The sequence below is a fragment of the Mesorhizobium sp. Root554 genome, assembly GCF_001427025.1.
GTDB lineage: Bacteria > Pseudomonadota > Alphaproteobacteria > Rhizobiales > Rhizobiaceae > Mesorhizobium.
Genome location: NZ_LMGA01000001.1, coordinates 1,872,682 through 1,889,958 on the forward strand (window position 1 = coordinate 1,872,682; position 17,277 = coordinate 1,889,958).

18 protein-coding genes are annotated in these 17,277 nt (G+C 62.4%); 7 read left to right on the forward strand and 11 right to left on the reverse strand.

Annotated elements, in window-relative coordinates; translation table 11 throughout:
- Window positions 1-91: 91 nt before the first annotated feature.
- The gene (locus tag ASD44_RS08985; protein ID WP_056110816.1) at window positions 92-1,027 is read left to right on the forward strand and encodes a LysR family transcriptional regulator; all 936 of its coding nucleotides are present in this window, start codon (window positions 92-94) and stop codon (window positions 1,025-1,027) included.
- Window positions 1,028-1,029: 2 nt separating this feature from the next.
- Here ASD44_RS08985 and ASD44_RS08990 read toward each other — a convergent pair whose 3' ends face one another.
- The gene (locus ASD44_RS08990) at window positions 1,030-1,218 is read right to left on the reverse strand and encodes a hypothetical protein (RefSeq protein WP_056110818.1); all 189 of its coding nucleotides are present in this window, start codon (window positions 1,216-1,218) and stop codon (window positions 1,030-1,032) included.
- Window positions 1,219-1,327: 109 nt separating this feature from the next.
- Entirely contained in the window at window positions 1,328-1,786 is a 459-nt protein-coding gene (gene mntR / locus ASD44_RS08995) for a manganese-binding transcriptional regulator MntR (RefSeq protein WP_056115788.1), read from the reverse strand.
- A gap of 236 nt (window positions 1,787-2,022) precedes the next feature.
- On the opposite strand from mntR, the gene ASD44_RS09000 reads away from it, so the two are divergent.
- Entirely contained in the window at window positions 2,023-3,387 is a 1,365-nt protein-coding gene (locus ASD44_RS09000; protein WP_056110820.1) for an Nramp family divalent metal transporter, read from the forward strand.
- Window positions 3,388-3,419: 32 nt separating this feature from the next.
- On the opposite strand, the gene ASD44_RS09005 is transcribed toward ASD44_RS09000, so the two are convergent.
- Window positions 3,420-4,598, reverse strand: a complete 1,179-nt coding sequence (locus ASD44_RS09005) for an MFS transporter (RefSeq protein ID WP_056110822.1) — start codon at window positions 4,596-4,598, stop codon at window positions 3,420-3,422.
- Window positions 4,599-4,769: 171 nt separating this feature from the next.
- Here ASD44_RS09005 and ASD44_RS09010 point away from each other — a divergent pair, with 171 nt between their 5' ends.
- Both ASD44_RS09010 and carB read left to right on the forward strand, forming a co-directional pair.
- A complete protein-coding gene (locus ASD44_RS09010) occupies window positions 4,770-5,123 on the forward strand; it encodes a helix-turn-helix transcriptional regulator (protein WP_056110824.1) in 354 nt (117 codons plus the stop codon).
- Between the two features lie 205 nt (window positions 5,124-5,328).
- The gene (carB, locus tag ASD44_RS09015; RefSeq protein ID WP_056110826.1) at window positions 5,329-8,817 is read left to right on the forward strand and encodes a carbamoyl-phosphate synthase large subunit; all 3,489 of its coding nucleotides are present in this window, start codon (window positions 5,329-5,331) and stop codon (window positions 8,815-8,817) included.
- A 47-nt stretch (window positions 8,818-8,864) separates the two neighbouring features.
- Here carB and ASD44_RS09020 read toward each other — a convergent pair whose 3' ends face one another.
- Together ASD44_RS09020 and ASD44_RS09025 are read right to left on the reverse strand one after the other, a co-directional pair.
- Entirely contained in the window at window positions 8,865-9,614 is a 750-nt protein-coding gene (locus ASD44_RS09020) for a class I SAM-dependent methyltransferase (RefSeq protein WP_056110829.1), read from the reverse strand.
- Between the two features lie 43 nt (window positions 9,615-9,657).
- A complete protein-coding gene (locus ASD44_RS09025; protein WP_056110830.1) occupies window positions 9,658-10,407 on the reverse strand; it encodes a 2OG-Fe dioxygenase family protein in 750 nt (249 codons plus the stop codon).
- 257 nt (window positions 10,408-10,664) lie between these two features.
- Here ASD44_RS09025 and ASD44_RS09030 point away from each other — a divergent pair, with 257 nt between their 5' ends.
- A complete protein-coding gene (locus ASD44_RS09030; protein ID WP_056110832.1) occupies window positions 10,665-11,309 on the forward strand; it encodes a LysE family translocator in 645 nt (214 codons plus the stop codon).
- Between the two features lie 66 nt (window positions 11,310-11,375).
- Here the strand turns inward: ASD44_RS09030 and ASD44_RS09035 are convergent, their stop codons facing one another.
- The gene (locus tag ASD44_RS09035) at window positions 11,376-12,101 is read right to left on the reverse strand and encodes a lytic transglycosylase domain-containing protein (RefSeq protein ID WP_082542419.1); all 726 of its coding nucleotides are present in this window, start codon (window positions 12,099-12,101) and stop codon (window positions 11,376-11,378) included.
- A 284-nt stretch (window positions 12,102-12,385) separates the two neighbouring features.
- Between ASD44_RS09035 and ASD44_RS09040 the strand changes: the two genes are divergently transcribed.
- Window positions 12,386-12,952 (forward strand): methylated-DNA--[protein]-cysteine S-methyltransferase, encoded by a 567-nt coding sequence (locus ASD44_RS09040; protein WP_056110834.1) that lies wholly within the window; start codon window positions 12,386-12,388, stop codon window positions 12,950-12,952.
- Between the two features lie 33 nt (window positions 12,953-12,985).
- On the opposite strand, the gene ASD44_RS09045 is transcribed toward ASD44_RS09040, so the two are convergent.
- Window positions 12,986-13,306: a hypothetical protein gene (locus ASD44_RS09045; protein ID WP_056115794.1), complete on the reverse strand. Its 321-nt coding sequence runs from the start codon at window positions 13,304-13,306 to the stop codon at window positions 12,986-12,988.
- 314 nt (window positions 13,307-13,620) lie between these two features.
- On the opposite strand from ASD44_RS09045, the gene ASD44_RS09050 reads away from it, so the two are divergent.
- Window positions 13,621-13,833, forward strand: a complete 213-nt coding sequence (locus tag ASD44_RS09050; RefSeq protein ID WP_056110836.1) for a cold-shock protein — start codon at window positions 13,621-13,623, stop codon at window positions 13,831-13,833.
- 247 nt (window positions 13,834-14,080) lie between these two features.
- Here ASD44_RS09050 and ASD44_RS09055 read toward each other — a convergent pair whose 3' ends face one another.
- From ASD44_RS09055 to ASD44_RS09070, 4 genes are all read right to left on the reverse strand, one after another.
- Entirely contained in the window at window positions 14,081-14,707 is a 627-nt protein-coding gene (locus tag ASD44_RS09055; RefSeq protein ID WP_056110839.1) for a glutathione S-transferase family protein, read from the reverse strand.
- A gap of 31 nt (window positions 14,708-14,738) precedes the next feature.
- Window positions 14,739-15,347 (reverse strand): glutathione S-transferase family protein, encoded by a 609-nt coding sequence (locus ASD44_RS09060; protein ID WP_056110841.1) that lies wholly within the window; start codon window positions 15,345-15,347, stop codon window positions 14,739-14,741.
- A 105-nt stretch (window positions 15,348-15,452) separates the two neighbouring features.
- Window positions 15,453-16,310, reverse strand: a complete 858-nt coding sequence (locus tag ASD44_RS09065) for an EAL domain-containing protein (protein WP_056110843.1) — start codon at window positions 16,308-16,310, stop codon at window positions 15,453-15,455.
- Window positions 16,307-17,215, reverse strand: coding sequence for an EAL domain-containing protein (locus ASD44_RS09070; protein WP_056110845.1), 909 nt, complete (start codon window positions 17,213-17,215; stop codon window positions 16,307-16,309). Before ASD44_RS09070 ends, ASD44_RS09065 begins: the two co-directional genes overlap by 4 nt.
- Between the last annotated feature and the right edge of the window lie 62 nt (window positions 17,216-17,277).

Here is a 17,277-nt window from a genome sequence, read left to right on the forward strand (position 1 = left end):
TTCCAGCAAGATTGCGGAACACGCAGCATTTGCACTCTATTCGTGCGCACGACGCCATGTCTTGTGAACAAGTTCATGCTAGGTTGAAGGCATGACGCGCCCCGATCTGAATCTCCTGGTCACACTTGATGTCCTGCTGGTGGAAGGCAGCGTTGCTCGCGCGGCCAGGAAACTGCGCCTCAGCCCGTCAGCGATGAGCCGGGCCCTGTCGCGCCTTCGCGAAACGACCGGCGACCCGCTGCTCGTGCGGGCTGGACGCGGTCTTGTGCCGACGCCAAGGGCGATCGAGCTTGTCGGTCGCGTTGGCGCTCTGGTCAAGGAAGCCGAAGCCGTCCTCCGCCCGGCGCAGGCGCTGGACCTTGCCAAGCTGACAAGGACGTTCACGCTGCGCTCGCGGGACGGTTTTGTCGAGAATTTCGGGCCTGGCCTGATAGCGCGGGTCGAAGCGGAAGCGCCCGGCGTGCGGCTGGTCTTCCTGCCAAAATTGGGCAGGGAGAGCTCTCCGCTGCGCGATGGCTCGGTCGATATGGAAACCGGGGTCGTCATTGACGCGATGGGACCGGAAATCCGCACCCAGGCGCTGTTCCGCGACCGCATTGTCGGCGTGGTGCGGGCCGGGCATTCGCTCGCCGGCGCGCCGGCGACGCCGGAAACCTATGCCGCGGCGCGGCATGTCATCATCCAAAGCAAGGAGAGCCTGCCGCGGGATCTGGCGCGTATCGACGATCTGCTCGAGTCGCTCGGACTGAAGCGTACTATCGTCACCGTCGTCGGCGGCTTTTCAGAGGCGCTGGCGCTGGCCCGCGCATCGGACCTGATCGCCACGGTTCCCGAGCGCTATACGGGAAATCTGCGTGACGGCATGGCAAGCTTTGCGCTGCCCTTTGTAAAGGACAACATCACCATATCGCTGCTCTGGCATCCACGCATGGACGCCGATCCGGCACACCGCTGGCTGCGCGGCATCGTTCGCGACATTTGCTCGGAAAAGCCGGCTTCGACGACAGACGCGAAAAAGAGCGGCTGAGATCAGTCTTTCTGCTTGGCTCCGGCGCTCTTGCCATCGGAGCTTCTGGCGCGCTCATCGAAGCGTGCGGCGCCCTTCTTCAGCGGCTTGCCCATATCGGCTTCCGTTTCGCGCTCGTTTTTTGCGGCGGACTGCCGCAATCCTTGTGCCGCCTTCTTGCCTTTGGCAGTAGGTGCTTGTTCGACGCCCATGGCTATTCCTCCCTTGTCGCCGCGGTCTCTCGCGGACATCGGTGCAACGCCGGCCCACCGCCAGCGGTTCCGCCAACCGATGGAAGATGCGCAACAAGCTTGGAAAACGTCAGGTCCGGTGGGCCATCGCGCGCCGGAATGCCTCCAGCGTCTCGCCGCTGACATGATGCTCGATACCCTCGGCGTCGATGCGGGCCGTCTCGGCGCTGACGCCGAGCGAACGCAAAAACGCTTCCACCGTTTGGTGACGGACACGGCTTTCCTCGGCCATCTTGCGGCCCGCTTCCGTGAGGAAAACGCCCCGGTACGGCTTTCGCGACACCAATCCGTCGGCGCAGAGCCGGGTCAGCATCTTGGCCACTGTCGGCTGCGCCACGCCGAGCCTTGCAGCAATATCGACCTGCCGCGCCTCGTTGCCGTCCTCGATCAGGTCGGCGATCAGTTCGACATAGTCCTCGACCAATGCACTGCGGCGGGCTTCCCGCGTCTGGCGGAAACCTTCCGAGTGCACTTCGGCGTCCGGCAGAGGCTCGTCTCGCAGCACTGGTTTTCTGGATGCCAAACCGATCTCCCTCAAGCCGCTGACAGAACCAATTCCTTTTATAGCACGTGCTTTGATTCTTCGTGGCGATTTATACACGGGTCGGCGGCACGGCTTATGCCGATGCAACGTGGAACTGCAACAAAAATCACGCCGGCCGCATCAACGATAAAAAGCAAAGACAATGAAATATAGCATATTGCATAATGTTCAGCCTCAGCATACATTGGCTGCGAACGGATTGCATTCAGCAGGATAAACCTATGTCGGATACGAAGACCCTCGCCGCGCTGCAGGAAGAATGGCGTTTTTTCCGCCGGACTGGCGATGCCCTGCCGAGCCTGCCGGAGGTCAACGCCTCCGTGCCCGTGCCGAGCACCGGTATGTGGTTCCGACGGCTCTTCGCCTTCATGGGCCCGGGCTACATGGTTTCGGTCGGCTATATGGATCCCGGCAATTGGGCGACCGACCTCGCCGGCGGCGCGCAGTTCGGTTACACGCTGCTCTTCGTCATCATGCTCTCCAACCTGATGGCGATCCTGCTGCAGGCATTGGCCGCGCGGCTGGGCATCGCCACCAGCCGGGACCTCGCCCAGGCCTGTCGCGCTTACTATCCGCGCCCGGTCGCCTACGCATTGTGGGTCGCCTGCGAGCTTGCCATCATCGCCTGCGACCTCGCCGAGGTCATAGGCACGGCGATCGCGCTGAACCTCCTGTTCGGCATCCCGTTGATTGGCGGTGCGCTGATCACCGCGCTCGACGCCTTCCTGGTGCTGCTGCTGATGAACAAGGGCTTCCGCTATCTCGAGGCTTTCGTCATCGCGCTTCTGATCATCATCTTCGGCTGCTTCGCCATCCAGATCTTCGCCGCCGCCCCGCCGGCCGGCTCGATCCTGCACTCGATGTTCGTGCCCTCTTCGGAAATCGTCACAAATCCGGCGATGCTCTACATCGCCATCGGCATCATCGGCGCCACCGTGATGCCGCACAATCTCTACCTGCACTCATCGATCGTGCAGACCCGCGCCTATGAGCGCACTGACGCCGGCAAGCGCGACGCCATCAAATGGGCGACAGTGGATTCGACAATCGCGCTGATGCTGGCGCTTTTCGTCAACTCGGCCATCCTCATCGTTTCGGCGGTCGCCTTCCACGGCACCGGCAATCAGGACGTGGCCGAGATCGGCCAGGCCTACGAGTTGCTGTCGCCGCTGCTCGGCCTCGGCATCGCCTCAACCCTGTTTGCGGTGGCGCTGCTCGCTTCGGGCCTGAACTCCACCGTGACGGCGACACTCGCCGGCCAGATCGTCATGGAAGGCTTTCTCCATCTGCGCATCCCGCAATGGGCCCGCCGCCTGCTGACGCGCGGCATCGCCATCGTCCCGGTCGTCGTCGTCACCTGGATTTATGGCGAAAGGGGCACGGCCGAACTCCTGGTGCTGTCGCAGGTCGTCCTGTCAATGCAACTGCCCTTCGCCGTCATCCCGCTGGTCCACTTCGTCTCGGACAAGAAGAAGATGGGGAACTTCGCCGTCTCACGCGGCATCGTCGTCCTGGCGTGGATTGTAGCGGCGCTGATCCTCAGCCTGAACTTCAAGCTGCTCTACGACACCTTCGTCGGACTTTAGTGGTTGGGCCAACCTTCAAACACTGGCCTTGTTCACTCCGCGGGCACTGCGGCCAGCCGGGCCTCGCGACGGCCGCTGACCAGGATCACCGCCAGACAGGCGAATGAGAACACCGCGCCGACCAGGCCGAGATCGGTCGGCGTGCCGTAATTGAGGACGGCACCGCCGAGCAGAGCGCCTAGCGCCACGCCGAGATAGAGCGCGGACGCATTCAGCGACAGCACGATCGGCGCGGCATCCGGCGCCAGCTTGACGATGCGGCTGGCCTGCGCCGGCGGAAATGCCCAGCCGACAATGCCCCACGGCACCATGATGGCGATCAGCGCCGGGCCGGCGAGACGATCCGGCAGCAGGCCCGGGATCGCCGCCAGCAAAAGCAGGACCACGGTGGACAGTCCCATTGACCAGGCGACCGTGCGCGAGGCGCCGAACCGATCCGCAGCCTGACCACCGGCAATGTTGCCGATCACTGCGCCGACGCCGAACCCGAGCAAGATCGCCGGCAGCGCCATCGCGCCGAGCCCGGTATCCGCCGCCAATGGCGCAATATAGGAGAAGACGGTGAACGCGCCCATCAGCGCCAGGACAGTCGTCAGCAGGATCGCCGGTACTCCTGGCCGGAAAGCGGCGGCAAGCCGCTCCTGCAGCGAGAGCCGGGTGCCCGGAATGCCGCGCGGCAGTCGCCACGCCAGGATCGCTCCGGCCAGCGCACCGAGCCCGGCTATGGCATAGAACGTACCGCGCCAACCCACCATCGCCGCGATAAGCGCGCCGAATGGCGCGCCGACCGCGACGGCGACCGTGGTGCCGCCGACGACGACGGCGATCGCCCGCGCCCGATGATGTTGATCGACCAGTGCGACCGCCGTCGATTGCGCGGTGGAAGCAAACAGGCCGGAAGCCAGCGCCATCACGATGCGTGCGGCGAGCAGTACTTCGAAGGAGGAACTGAGCGCCGCTATCAGATTGCCGAGCACGAAAAACGCCAGCGTCCACAAGATGACGCGGCGCCGGTCCCAGTCGCCGGTCAACGTCGCCAGGATCGGCGTACCCAACGCATAAGCGAACGCGAAAGCCGTGATGAGCGATCCGGCCAGTGGGATGGAGATGCCCGCGTCATGGGCAATGTCGGGAAGCAGGCTGGAAATGACGAAGCCTTCGGTCGCAATCGTGAACGATCCGACCGCCAGCCAGATAAGGCGCTTGTCCATGGAAATGTCCTTAGTTCAAAATTCATTGAACAATTGGACCTTGCTTGGCCTTTTGTCAATTCTATGCCACAACCTTCCTGACAGCCTGATGTCACGAGGGCGATGGCATCGCGGCAAACAGGCGATTGCGTTCACGTTGAACAGGCAGGCAAAGGTTCTTAATTTCAGCCCATGTATCTTCCGCACCCCCAGACCGACCAGATCAGCCTTCCCAACGTGCTCTCCGTGCTGGGGGATCCGACGCGGCTGGCCATCGTCGCTGAACTGGCGCGCAAGGACGACGGACCGGTGACCTGCAGTCATTTCCTGGACATCTGCTCCAAGACCAATCTGAGCTACCATTTGGCCAAGCTGCGGGAGTCCGGCGTGACCCATACCGAAGCCTCCGGCACCAGCCGCTTCACCACCCTGCGCCGCGCCGACCTCGACAGGCGCTTTCCAGGTCTGCTGGATTCCGTTCTTGCCGGCACCGGCGACCTCGCTTCGCCTGCTGTGGAAAAAGCCGGGAACGCTCAAAGCGCCTGAAATCGCCGCAAACCCCGCCCTGCGCGGGGAGACCAGAAGGTCGCATTTTTGGGGGTTACATAGTGGCTCAACCTCCCCTATAAGCCCGGTCTAGCCTTGATCTAGACCCTTGTGCACCGGTCGGCCCCGCGGCGCGTTAGCGCGCGAAACGGAGAACCTCCGCCCGGCTTTTTGCGCAAGCCACTGCCCGGACGGACCGCCACCCATGCCAAGACGCACCGACATCAAGTCGATCCTGATCATCGGGGCCGGCCCCATTGTCATCGGCCAAGCCTGCGAGTTCGACTATTCCGGCACCCAGGCCTGCAAGGCGCTGCGGGAGGAAGGCTTTCGCGTCATCCTGGTCAATTCGAATCCGGCCACGATCATGACCGATCCCGAACTGGCCGACGCCACCTACATCGAGCCGATCACGCCGGAAGTGGTGGCCAAGATCATCGCCAAGGAGCGGCCCGACGCGCTGCTTCCGACAATGGGCGGCCAGACCGCACTCAACACAGCGCTGTCGCTTCGTCGCATGGGCGTTCTGGAGCGCTACGGCGTCGAGATGATCGGCGCTGACGCCCAAGCCATCGACAAGGCCGAGGACCGCTCGCTCTTTCGCGAAGCCATGGCGAAGATCGGGCTGGAAACACCCCGTTCGATGCTGGCCAATGCGTCGGCCGTCAAAGACGAGGATCGAAAGAAGCACGAGGCCCAGCGCGCCGCGCTGAAAGCCGAGGCGCCCGCCGATCTGGATACGGCGCTCGACGCGCTGGAAACACAATGGAACCTGGGCGAAGGCGACCGCAAGCAGCGCTATATCAGCCACGGCATGGCCATTGCCGCGCAGGCGCTCGATCATGTCGGCCTGCCGGCGATCATCCGTCCGTCCTTCACCATGGGCGGCACCGGCGGCGGCATCGCCTACAACCGCGCCGAATTCTACGACATCGTCCAGTCCGGTCTCGATGCCTCCCCCACGACAGAGGTTCTGATCGAAGAATCCGTCCTCGGCTGGAAGGAGTATGAGATGGAGGTTGTCCGCGACAGGGCGGACAATTGCATCATCATATGCTCGATCGAAAACATCGACCCGATGGGCGTCCACACCGGCGACTCCATCACCGTCGCGCCGGCGCTGACGCTGACCGACAAGGAATACCAGATCATGCGCAACGCCTCGATCGCGGTGCTGCGCGAGATCGGCGTCGAGACCGGCGGCTCCAACGTGCAGTTCGCGGTCAATCCCGCCGACGGCCGGCTCGTCGTCATCGAGATGAACCCGCGCGTCTCGCGTTCCTCCGCGCTCGCCTCCAAGGCGACGGGTTTCCCTATCGCCAAGATCGCCGCGAAGCTTTCCGTCGGCTACACGCTGGACGAGTTGGAAAATGACATCACCGGCGGCGCCACCCCGGCCTCGTTCGAACCGTCCATCGACTATGTCGTCACCAAGATCCCGCGCTTCGCCTTCGAGAAATTCCCCGGCGCCGAAACCACCCTGACCACCGCCATGAAATCGGTCGGCGAAGTCATGGCCATCGGCAGGACTTTTCAGGAATCCCTGCAGAAGGCGCTGCGCGGTTTGGAGACGGGCCTTAGCGGTCTGGACGAGATCGAGATACCCGGCGTCGGTCAGGGCGACGCGGATGATCACCGCAATGCCATCCGCGGCGCGCTTGCAACGCCGACGCCCGATCGGCTGCGCATGGTGGCGCAGGCGATCCGCATGGGCGTTTCGCTCGAAGACGTCCATGCGATGTGCCGGATCGACCCCTGGTTCCTGGAACAGATCGCCGGGATCGTCGCCATGGAAGCGCGCGTGCGCGAGCACGGCCTGCCCGAGGACGCTGCCAATCTGCGCATGCTGAAGGCCATGGGCTTCTCGGACGCACGCCTCGCATCACTCGTAAAGAAAGACACGCAAGAGATTCAGAAGATTCGTGAAAAGGCCGGCGTTCATCCGGTTTACAAGCGCATCGACACCTGTGCCGCCGAGTTCGCCTCGCCCACGGCCTATATGTATTCGACCTACGAGGTTCCCTTCGCCGGCAAGCTGGCCGACGAGGCGATGGTATCGACGCGCAAGAAGGTCGTCATCCTCGGCGGCGGCCCGAACCGCATCGGCCAGGGCATCGAGTTCGACTATTGCTGCTGCCATGCGGCCTTTGCACTGCGCGACGCAGGCTTCGAGGCGATCATGGTCAACTGCAACCCCGAAACGGTCTCGACCGACTATGACACGTCGGACCGTCTCTACTTCGAACCGCTGACGCCCGAAGACGTGCTGGAAATCCTGCGCGTCGAGCAGACGGCCGGCACGCTGGTCGGCGTCATCGTGCAGTTCGGCGGGCAGACGCCGCTCAAACTGGCCGAGGCCCTCGAAAAGGCAGGCATCCCGATCCTCGGCACATCGCCCGACATGATCGACCTGGCCGAGGATCGCGACCGTTTCCAGAAGCTCTTGCAGAAACTGTCGCTCACCCAGCCGAAGAACGGCATCGCCTATTCGGTTGAACAGGCGCGCCTTGTCGCGGGCGAACTCGGTTTTCCGCTCGTTGTGCGCCCGTCCTATGTGCTGGGCGGCCGCGCCATGCAGATCATCCACGACGAGAGCCAGCTCCAGTCCTATCTTCTCGACACCGTGCCGGGTCTGGTACCCGAAGACATCAAGCAGAAATACCCGAACGACAAGACCGGTCAGATCAACACCCTGCTCGGCAAGAATCCGCTCCTTTTCGACACCTACCTGTCGGGCGCGGTCGAAGTCGATGTCGATTGCCTCAGCGACGGCAAGACCACCTTCATCTCCGGCATCATGGAGCACATCGAGGAAGCCGGCATCCATTCCGGCGACAGCGCCTGCTCGTTGCCGGTCCACTCGCTTTCGGGCGAGATGGTCGATGAACTGGAACGGCAGACGTCGGCTCTTGCCCGCGCGTTGCATGTCGGCGGCCTGATGAACGTCCAGTACGCCATCAAGGACGGCATCATCTATGTGCTCGAAGTGAATCCGCGCGCCTCCCGCACCGTGCCCTTCGTCGCCAAGACGATTGGCCGCCCCATCGCCAAGATCGCGGCCCGCATCATGGCGGGCGAAAAGCTGGAAGACGCTTTCGCCCACTACGGCGCCATGCCGGACCCTCGCAATCCCGGCCATGTGGCGGTCAAGGAAGCGGCGTTCCCCTTTGCCCGGTTCCCCGGCGTGGACATCCTGCTCGGGCCGGAAATGAAATCGACCGGCGAGGCCATGGGGCTGGACCGCGATTTCGCCATGGCCTTCGCCAAGAGCCAGCTCGGCGTCAACATCGACCTGCCCCGGTCCGGCACCCTGTTCGTCTCGGTGCGCGACGAGGACAAGGACGGCATCCTGCCCACCGTCAAGCGGCTTGCAGATCTTGGTTTCAAGGTCCTCGGCAGCTCCGGGACAGCTCGTTTTCTGCAGGAAAAAGGCGTCGACGCGGAAAAAATCAACAAGGTGCAGGAAGGACGGCCGCACATCGAGGACGCCATCCGCAACCGGCAGGTCCACATCGTCTTCAACACCACCGACCGCAACAAGCTCGGATCGGATTCGAAATCGCTGCGCCGCGCCGCGCTGATGCAGAAAGTGCCCTACTACACGACGCTGTGGGGCGCCGAAGCGGTGGCGGAGGCGATTGCCGCGCTGAAAGCCGGCAGCCTCGAGGTCCGGCCCCTGCAGGACTATTTCTAGAACCGGGTCCTGGTAGTGGCAGGCGAATCCGGTTCCCTGTCCGCCCCTTACAGCTTCTCGAAGACGAAGACGAAGTTGCCGGCATTGCCCGGCAGCGTCCGGCCCATGGGCCAGCACTTGTCTTCGTAGAGCAGCTTCATTCCGGCGTTTTCCATGTTCTTCACGAAGTGAGGCCGGCACACCTTGAATTCCACCTCGCCACGCTCGGCAAGCGTGACATTTTCCTTGATCAGCTTCTTGATCCGGTTGGGAATGTTCGGACGGCTCTGCACGGCCGCGTCATGGACCGCGTCATAAAACGCCGTGACCGACTTCATGTAGCCCGGCGTTAGCGCCTTCTCGAACGGCGCCACGATGTTTTCGGCGAAGATCGCCTTGGCGCCCGGTTTCAGCGCACCGCAGATCAGGTCGGCGAAATGCTGCTGGCGCGGATGGTCGATATGGTGGAACGCCGAGGACAAGGTCAGCAGATCATAGTCTTTTTCCGTCGCCAGCCATTTCAGCACGTCGGCCAGAACAAAGCTGACCTTGCTGTATGTCTGGAACCGCGACCGGCAGAACGCGATGTTCCGTTCCTCGATATCGACGCCAACCGCCGATGCGATGTTGGGGTGCGACGCCATTCCAAGCAGGGACATGCCGGTGCCACAGCACAAATCCGCGATCCTGGCCTTGCGCAGGCTATCCAGCTCGGCCTGCGCATGCATCCAGAAGCCCTGGAACATGCCCATCTCGTCGGGCCGGGACCATTCCTCCATCTCGTAATTGTCGGGTTCCAGATAAGTGAAAACATCCATGATGAGCCCGCCGATGATCTTGAGGAAAGGAAAATGAGATTCTTCAGTACGTCGCCGTCCAGCCTACCGGAATGAAATCGAACAGCAGGATGTCGCGGTAGGCGAAGCCGTTGTGCGGGGCGACATGCACGGGCGACATTTTGTGCCAGACCTTCTCGTCGTCGATCGTGTAGGTCTCGCCGATCTCGCGCATGACAAAGCTGTCCTGCTGCACCTTGTCGTTGTTGGCGATGGCCACCTCCCCGCCGGAAACGCCGCAGAAGGCCAAGAGGGTGACGGCGATGTATTTCTCGCCGTCCTTGTGGAAGCCCGAGGGGCTCGTGTCGCAGGGCTTGTCCGGCAGGGCCGAGTACCGCATCACGTGCAAATTCACGTCATACTGCTGGCCCGGCACCGACAGCGGAAGCCTTGCCAGATGGTGCGCGATTGCCTTGTGCAGGCCTGGGCTGGACGAAAGAGCCGCCGGCAGGGGCGGATATTCCCGGCCCATGCCGCCCAGCGTGGTGTTGTATTTCTTGTCCTGGAAGTAAGGCGTGCCGTCTTCGGCCGACGAAATCTCGATGCCGTCTTCCGTCACCACCGCCCGGTAGCGGTTGATGGTACGCCGGCGGTTGCCCGGCTTGTAGTAGACGTCGATGGGAAGTTCCCAGGCGCCGTTGGCGAGTTGAGCAAAAGCCTGCGCCACGTCCTGGTCCAATGGAAGACCCTGCCGCGTATAGCCTTGGGCTTGCAGATGATCCAAAGCGATCTTGCGGGCCGGATTGTCAAGTTCTGTTGCTGAAACCTTGGTCATGTTCGAAAGCCCTTTCGCGTCTAAGAAAACACACTCGAGGTAGACCGTCTTGATTTTGAGACAAATCTTGCAAAGCTGAAGATATGCGTCAACAATTTTTTTTCAGCGACATTTCCTATTGCAGAGACTACTTTTCCAACTTAATCTTTCGCAGAATGCGATGTCCCTGATATGACGTGACGTCATGTCTGGTTGTCGACCGCGAGGAGGCGGATCGGCGGCTAAGCCGGCAAACCGCATGGATGTGGAGGATTGCCATGGATGACGCGACCCTGGTTGCGTTCACGCTGGTTACCATGATCAGCATCGCATCCCCCGGACCGGACATGTTGCTTGCCCTCTCCAACGGATCACGCTTCGGCGTGCGCCGCGCCTGCATCGGTATGGCCGGGGTTATCCTGGCGGACCTGATATTGATCGCCGTCGTCGCCGCCGGTTTCGGCGCCCTGTTTGTCGCCTCGGAACTTCTGTTCTCGATCTTCAAATGGGCCGGCGTTTGCTATCTGGCTTTCCTTGGCATCCGATTGCTGGCGTCGGGCGGGCTGAGCGATGAATTGTCGTCCGTGGAGAACCGGGCATCCGAACGCTCGGAATCGATCTTCCTCAAGGGCGTTCTGATCGCGGTCAGCAACCCGAAGAACTATCTCTTCTTCGCGGCGCTGCTGCCGCAGTTCATCGATCCGGGCCGTCCGCAAAGCCGTCAATATCTGGAAATGTCCCTGATCGTGGCGATCGTCGATATCGTGGCGATGCTGGCCTATGCCGGTTTCGGCTCGCAGATCGTCCGGTTCCTGAAAAAGCCAGGCGCCGTCTGGCTGGATCGCTTGTGCGGGATCACGTTCCTGGTTCTTGCAGGATCGTTGGCGCTGTACCGCCACGGCGAACGGATCGCGCTGGGCTAGCCGGTAGGGCCGGGAGGTTTTCAGAAAGCAGTTAGAATCCGGGATGGCGCGAGCGTTTCGCCGCGATCAGGCTTCCGGTTCCGCAGACGGAATTGCCGGCGCCGGTCCGCGTTGCCGGCGCTTGCGGTCGATGCCGAGGCCCGTCGCCTCCAGCATGCCCTTGCGCTTGGCTTCGTAGTAATAACCGGTCTGGTAGAGCCGGTCCGCCCGCTTGGGATTGCCGTCAGACACCAGCCAGGCGCCGCGCAGATACTTGACTGCGTATTTCAGATTGGTTTCCGCGTCGAACAGGCCGCTCGCCGGCCCGCCATAGCCCATGCCGCGCGCCGTGGCGTGCTTGATCTGCATCAGCCCCCAATGGCCGCGATTGTAGGCGCGGGGATTGAACGTGCTTTCACGATTGACCACATGGCGCACCAGATCGACCGGCACTTCATAAACAGCGGCATATTTGTCGATCAGCTTGTCGATCTCGCCCCGCACGCCAAGCTTGCTCGGAGCCTCCGGCACGACCATGGCAACCGCCAGACCGGCCGGTGCCGTGATCGGTGCGCCGGCAGGCTGCACAGCCTGTGGCGTCGGGCCGGCAAAAGCCGCCGTCTGCGCCGCCACCGCGGGCGCGCCGCCCTGCGCGGACGCGGTTGCAACCATCTGGCCCTGAACGGCGACGCCGGCAACGTTGTCACCACCCGCATAGGCGGGGTTGGACGGTTGAGGCAGAACCGAAACCGTCTCCGGCAGCACGGGATAGCCTGCATCCGTTCCGGCAGCGGCGCCTGCTGTTTGCGCCATGCTCGGCGCCTGCGCGACCTGTGAAGTCGTTGAGCATCCGGAAACGCTCCCGCAGGCGAGCAGGAAAATGGCCAAGAGCGGCTGTGGGCGCAATCGCGCAGCGACTGCCAGAAGGATCGGAGAGGAAGCCAAGCGCCGTCTGGTTCCGTTGATCGGACGTTAAGTTTTCCTTACAGCAGCTTCCCTCGCCCCGCAATCCGTGCCTTCTGCAAGTTTCGGGTGGTGCGAACAGGCGGAAAATGCAATTCTGTTCCTGATTTGTACACGATTTCAAGGAGCAGGCCATGACAGCCATAGCATCCTCCGGTCATATGGTTTTCGAAACCGCCATGGGTTTCATGGGCATTGCGTGGAGCACCTCGGGGCTGACACGTCTGTGCCTGCCGCAATCCAGCCGAAGCGCGGTCGAGCATCGGCTATCGCGTCTCGGCTTCACGGATTCCGGCCAGGGTCACCTGCCGGACTGGATCGCCGCTGCGGTCAACGCGATCAAGGCCTACGCCGTCGGAGAAATCGTGGATTTCTCCGACGTACCGGTGGATTTGTCGGACGTGGATGGGTTTCGGCTCGCCATCTACGACGAAGCCAGGAAGCTGCGGTTCGGCGAAACCACGACCTATGGCGAATTGGCGAAGCGCGCCGGCCATGCCGGTCTTCCGCGCGAAACGGGCGCCGCGCTGGGCGCCAATCCCGTCCCGCTGGTCATACCCTGCCACCGCATAACGGCGGCCGGCGGCAAGATTGGCGGCTTTTCCGCTCCGGGCGGCGCGGTCACCAAGGAAAAGATGCTGGCGCTGGAAGGCGTGCGGCTAGGCCCGCCTCCCGTGGCGCAGAAATCATTCGGTTTCTGACTTCCAGCGTGACCGGCTAATCCCTAAAGGAGCCTAGTCGTCAAGGAGCCAAGGGAAACGACGGTCCCGCTCCTGCTCTTTGCAGTTATAAACCGGGCAGGACTTGATATCGGCACTGGGCACAAAGACCTGGTTTCGTATCTGCCCGTTGGGACAAAAGCGACTGTCGCGCACGTACCGATCGTACAGCGGCACGCCCGAACGGGGCGACGTGTAGCGCAGGATCACCGCGCCTTGACGATCGACGGTTGACTGCACCCGGTCGCAACTCATCTGGGTGGGATTATAGCGTGAGATTGCATGTGCCTGCACCGCTACCAGCGAAAGGCAAACAGTGAACAAGACGGTCTTCATCGGCATTCTCCAGCAGCGGGCTGCATCTGTGCCCGATCGGCAATCGACTACAACGCACGCCATGCCGCAAGAGTTTCATGGCTGCGGCCTGCGTCGCATTGGACGTGGTTTGCGGTCTTGGAAGCGCCCGTTCGATCACGCTATCTTGTTTTTACCGCTAAAGCCGCTTATATGGACGGCGTTGATATTTCGGGCCGATTGACCCGCGCCTCGCGATTTTCGCGTTTGCTGACGTCTTTCTCCAAAATCTCGATACAATCGACCGGGAATTCATTCGGTCAAAGCAAAGCAAGCGAACTGTAAGGAAAAATCGCATGGCAACTGGAACGGTAAAATGGTTCAACGCCACCAAGGGTTATGGTTTCATCCAGCCCGATAACGGCGGCGCCGACGTTTTCGTTCATATCTCCGCCGTTGAGCGGGCTGGTCTTTCGACGCTCGTCGAAGGTCAGAAGATCAACTTCGAGATCGAGCAGGACCGCCGCACCGGCAAGTCGTCCGCTGGGTCTCTGAGCAAGGCAGCCTGATCTGCAAGGCGCGCGCCGGGCGAAGGCTCGGGGCGCACGGCAGGTCACGGATGTACTGATGGCCGCGCGAGAAGCGCGCCGGAGTGGAAGGTCCGAAAAGCCGAAGCGGCAGATTGCCGCCGGCATCGGTCAAAAAACTCCCGGTCAGGCTACCTGACAATGGAAGGCGGGCTATGCCCGCCTTTTTGTTTGCCTGGTGCATGCCGCCCAAAGCGGTCGGTTTGGTGCGACGAAAAGCAGTGCCGCCTTACGATGGCGCGATGAAGGGCTGCGACACCGACTGGAACACCGGCATGGCCTCAAGCTGCGCCGCGTGCGCCGTAAGCGCCGGATAGGCTGTCATGTCGACGAGCCCCGGATGCGAATCGTTGAGATGCCTCAGGGCGACCGCAACGGCGATGTCGGCATGGCCGATCCGCTCCCCGAACCAGTAGTCCGTGCCGCGCGCCGCGCGATCCTCTTCCAGAACCGCCAGAACGCCGTCGATCTGCGCCTTGCACCGTGCCACCCACTGGTCGGAAACGTGGCTGTGCAGCCGCATCTCGTAGAACAGGCTGACGGCCTTGTCCGCCATGCCCATCACCAGCGCCGCGATTTTCACCGCCCGATGGCGCTGCGGCTCCGCCGCCGGATACATCGCCTGCTCCGGTCCGACCAGCCGGTCGATATGCTCGATGATCAGATGGCTCTCGATCAGCACGTCGCCATCGTCCAGCACCAGAGTCGGCACTCTCGTCAGCGGGTTGTACGGCCGGATCTTGTCCGCATCGCCGAAGGTGGACCAGGGCCGGTGCTCGAACGGCAGGTCGTAAAGCGTCAGCGCGATGCCAACCCGGCGGACGAACGATGAATCATATTGTCCGATCAGGATCACAGGAGATCTCCTTGACATAGCCGACGGAAGCTCATGGCAGCCAGTCCATCGGCACGTGGCCCGGATCGGTCTCGACCCGCTTCAGCCAGGCCGAGACAGCCGGATAGGCGCCAAGATCGAAGCCGCCTGCTCCCGCATCATGCGTGTAAGCATAGAGCGCAATATCGGCGACGCTGTAACCGCCGGCGAAGAACGGGCTCGCCGCCAGGCGCTGTTCCATCACGCCCAGCGCCTTGTTGCCCCGCTCAAGCGTCGTCGCCAGCCGTTCCGGCGTGGCGTCCCTGGCGCGTTCGGGGAAAGTCAGCAGCGCCCGCCTCACGGCGATATACGGCTCATGGCTGTATTGCTCGAAGAACAGCCATTGGTAGGCCAGCGCCCGCTCAAACCTGTCGGAGGGCAGAAAGCGCGTTCCTTCGGCAAGGTAGAGGAGAATCGCGTTGGATTCTGCCAGGCGTCTGCCGTCATCCAGTTCCAGCAGCGGCACCATGGCGTTCGGATTCTTCGCCACATAGTCCGGTTTGCGGGTATCGCCGGTGTGCGAACTGACCTCCACATTGGTGAAAGGAATGCCCAGTTTGGCCATCAGCAGCCGGGGCTTGTAGCAGTTGCCGCTGTCGGCCATTCCATAAAGCGTGGTCATGCGCACTCCCCTCAAAGAGGCATGAGCATTGCCGCATGAGAGGGTCGCAATCCAGTGATTTGTTCTTGTGCGAGGATCAACCTTGCTGATGGATCAGGCGCGCACCTAGCCGAACAACGAAATCACATTGCTGCCCTGATAAAGCAGCCTGTCCAGTTCGAGCGGCGTCTCGTCGAAGATCGCTCCGGCAGGCGCGGCACGGCCAAGCAGAAATCCTTGCAGCATATCGGCGCCGCCATCGAGCGCGACACGCAGGTGCAGCGGCTGCTCGATCCCCTCGACCAAAACCTTGGCCCCCCGCTCGTGCAGCAATGAAAGAAGCGCCCGGAACAGCCGTTCCGCCGCCGTATGGCGGCACAGTTCCGCGAACCAGCCGCCGTCGATCTTGACGATATCCGGTTGCAGCAGCCGCAAACGATCCTCTGTCGAGTGATCGGAGCCAAAATCATCGATCGCGACCCGCAGACCGAGGCGGCGCATTTCCTGCACGATCTCGGCCAGAAGATCGTCGTCCGCGGCCTCCTTCTCGATGATCTCGCAGACGAGATCCGCTGGGTCCATTGCGCATTCCTCGATCTGCTCGCGCAAATTGGCAAGATCGGCCAATACCCGCCCCGGATGATCGTTGACGCAAGGGTCGTAGTTGAAGAACAGCTGCAAGCCTTGGGCGTCGAGATTGCGGAAGTTCCGGATATGCAGTGTCCGCGACAGGGTTTCGACAAACAGCCTGTCTTCAGCGGCCAGACCGGCCAGGAAGGTGTCGACCGGGACCACTTCCCCGGAGAGCCGCGGCTGCATCAGGGCTTCGACGGCGACCGGATCGAGCACGGCGTCGCGCGGCGCGAAGATGGGTTGATAGGCCGTCCACAGACGGTGGTCCCCAACGACGCCATATTCTATGCCAATTTCGTCGGCGAATATGGCGTCATGGACGTTGCGCCGGCGCTCCACACCCTTCGTCATTGCGACGCCCGCCGGCCGAAGGCCTTGACCGGGCGGCCGGACCGCAAGGGCGGCTGCACCACCGGTTCGCTTGCCATGCCGCCGGCGCCGGTCTCGACCGAATTGACCGGGCGCGGCGTGCTGAACACCCGGAAGCTTGTCGGAGCGAGTTCCGGCCGCGCCAGCACATAGCCCTGCACCATCGAAGCGCCGGACTGCTCGGCGAGGTCGAGCTGCCAGCTCTCCTCGATGCCTTCAAAGACGGTGCGGATGCCCTGTTCCTCGAAGCTGGAGACCATCGTCTTGAGCAAGGCGAAACCCGCGCCAGAATCCATCAGATGCGTAATCCACTGGGCATCGAACTTGACGATGTCGGGCCGCAGTTCCTTGATCCGGTTGATGTCGGAATCGTCGGCGCCGTAGTCGTCGACCGCAATTCGGAAGCCGTTGCCGCGCAGCGCCTCGACGAATTGGTAAAGCACCTCTTCAGATGCGGTGCGCTGCTCCGTCACCTCGCAGACGACACGGCGCGGATCGATCCCCGCCTCGTGCAGCACAAGCCGCATTTCGCGCAGGGCCGAATCGGAGATTTCGCGGGTCGTGAACACCGATGGATCGAAATTGACGAAGATAGACGCTTCCTGCGGCAGGCAGGCACCGGCATTGAGCAGATGCAGCGTGCGGGTCAGCGCCTCGATATGCAGCCGATCGACGGCGGGACAGGTGTTGAAGAAGGTTCCGGGCGACTGCGGTTCGCCGTCGCGGAAAGGGCGTATCAGCCCCTCGAAAGCGGCCACCGAAAGCTTGCCGTTATGGAAGGCGAAAATCGGCTGGAAGGCGCTCTTAAGCGTATAGAGTCCCCACACACCGGTGGAGGTGCCGTCGTCCTGACGAATAATATGGGCAAGCCCTGTACTGCGCGCCACGGCTCCTCACTGCATACCGGCCAACGGCGCATCTAACCAGCGAACGTTTTACCGCCCGTTAA

Bases quoted from the DNA above. Each gene is read 5' to 3' on its own strand.
- ASD44_RS08985 (WP_056110816.1), top strand. From the start codon at position 92: ATGACGCGCCCCGATCTGAATCTCCTGGTCACACTTGATGTCCTGCTG.
- ASD44_RS08990 (WP_056110818.1), bottom strand. From the start codon at position 1,218: ATGGGCGTCGAACAAGCACCTACTGCCAAAGGCAAGAAGGCGGCACAA.
- ASD44_RS09000 (WP_056110820.1), top strand. From the start codon at position 2,023: ATGTCGGATACGAAGACCCTCGCCGCGCTGCAGGAAGAATGGCGTTTT.
- ASD44_RS09005 (WP_056110822.1), bottom strand. From the start codon at position 4,598: ATGGACAAGCGCCTTATCTGGCTGGCGGTCGGATCGTTCACGATTGCG.
- ASD44_RS09010 (WP_056110824.1), top strand. From the start codon at position 4,770: ATGTATCTTCCGCACCCCCAGACCGACCAGATCAGCCTTCCCAACGTG.
- carB (WP_056110826.1), top strand. From the start codon at position 5,329: ATGCCAAGACGCACCGACATCAAGTCGATCCTGATCATCGGGGCCGGC.
- ASD44_RS09020 (WP_056110829.1), bottom strand. From the start codon at position 9,614: ATGGATGTTTTCACTTATCTGGAACCCGACAATTACGAGATGGAGGAA.
- ASD44_RS09025 (WP_056110830.1), bottom strand. From the start codon at position 10,407: ATGACCAAGGTTTCAGCAACAGAACTTGACAATCCGGCCCGCAAGATC.
- ASD44_RS09030 (WP_056110832.1), top strand. From the start codon at position 10,665: ATGGATGACGCGACCCTGGTTGCGTTCACGCTGGTTACCATGATCAGC.
- ASD44_RS09035 (WP_082542419.1), bottom strand. From the start codon at position 12,101: ATGGCGCAAACAGCAGGCGCCGCTGCCGGAACGGATGCAGGCTATCCC.
- ASD44_RS09040 (WP_056110834.1), top strand. From the start codon at position 12,386: ATGACAGCCATAGCATCCTCCGGTCATATGGTTTTCGAAACCGCCATG.
- ASD44_RS09045 (WP_056115794.1), bottom strand. From the start codon at position 13,306: ATGAAGACCGTCTTGTTCACTGTTTGCCTTTCGCTGGTAGCGGTGCAG.
- ASD44_RS09050 (WP_056110836.1), top strand. From the start codon at position 13,621: ATGGCAACTGGAACGGTAAAATGGTTCAACGCCACCAAGGGTTATGGT.
- ASD44_RS09060 (WP_056110841.1), bottom strand. From the start codon at position 15,347: ATGACCACGCTTTATGGAATGGCCGACAGCGGCAACTGCTACAAGCCC.
- ASD44_RS09065 (WP_056110843.1), bottom strand. From the start codon at position 16,310: ATGACGAAGGGTGTGGAGCGCCGGCGCAACGTCCATGACGCCATATTC.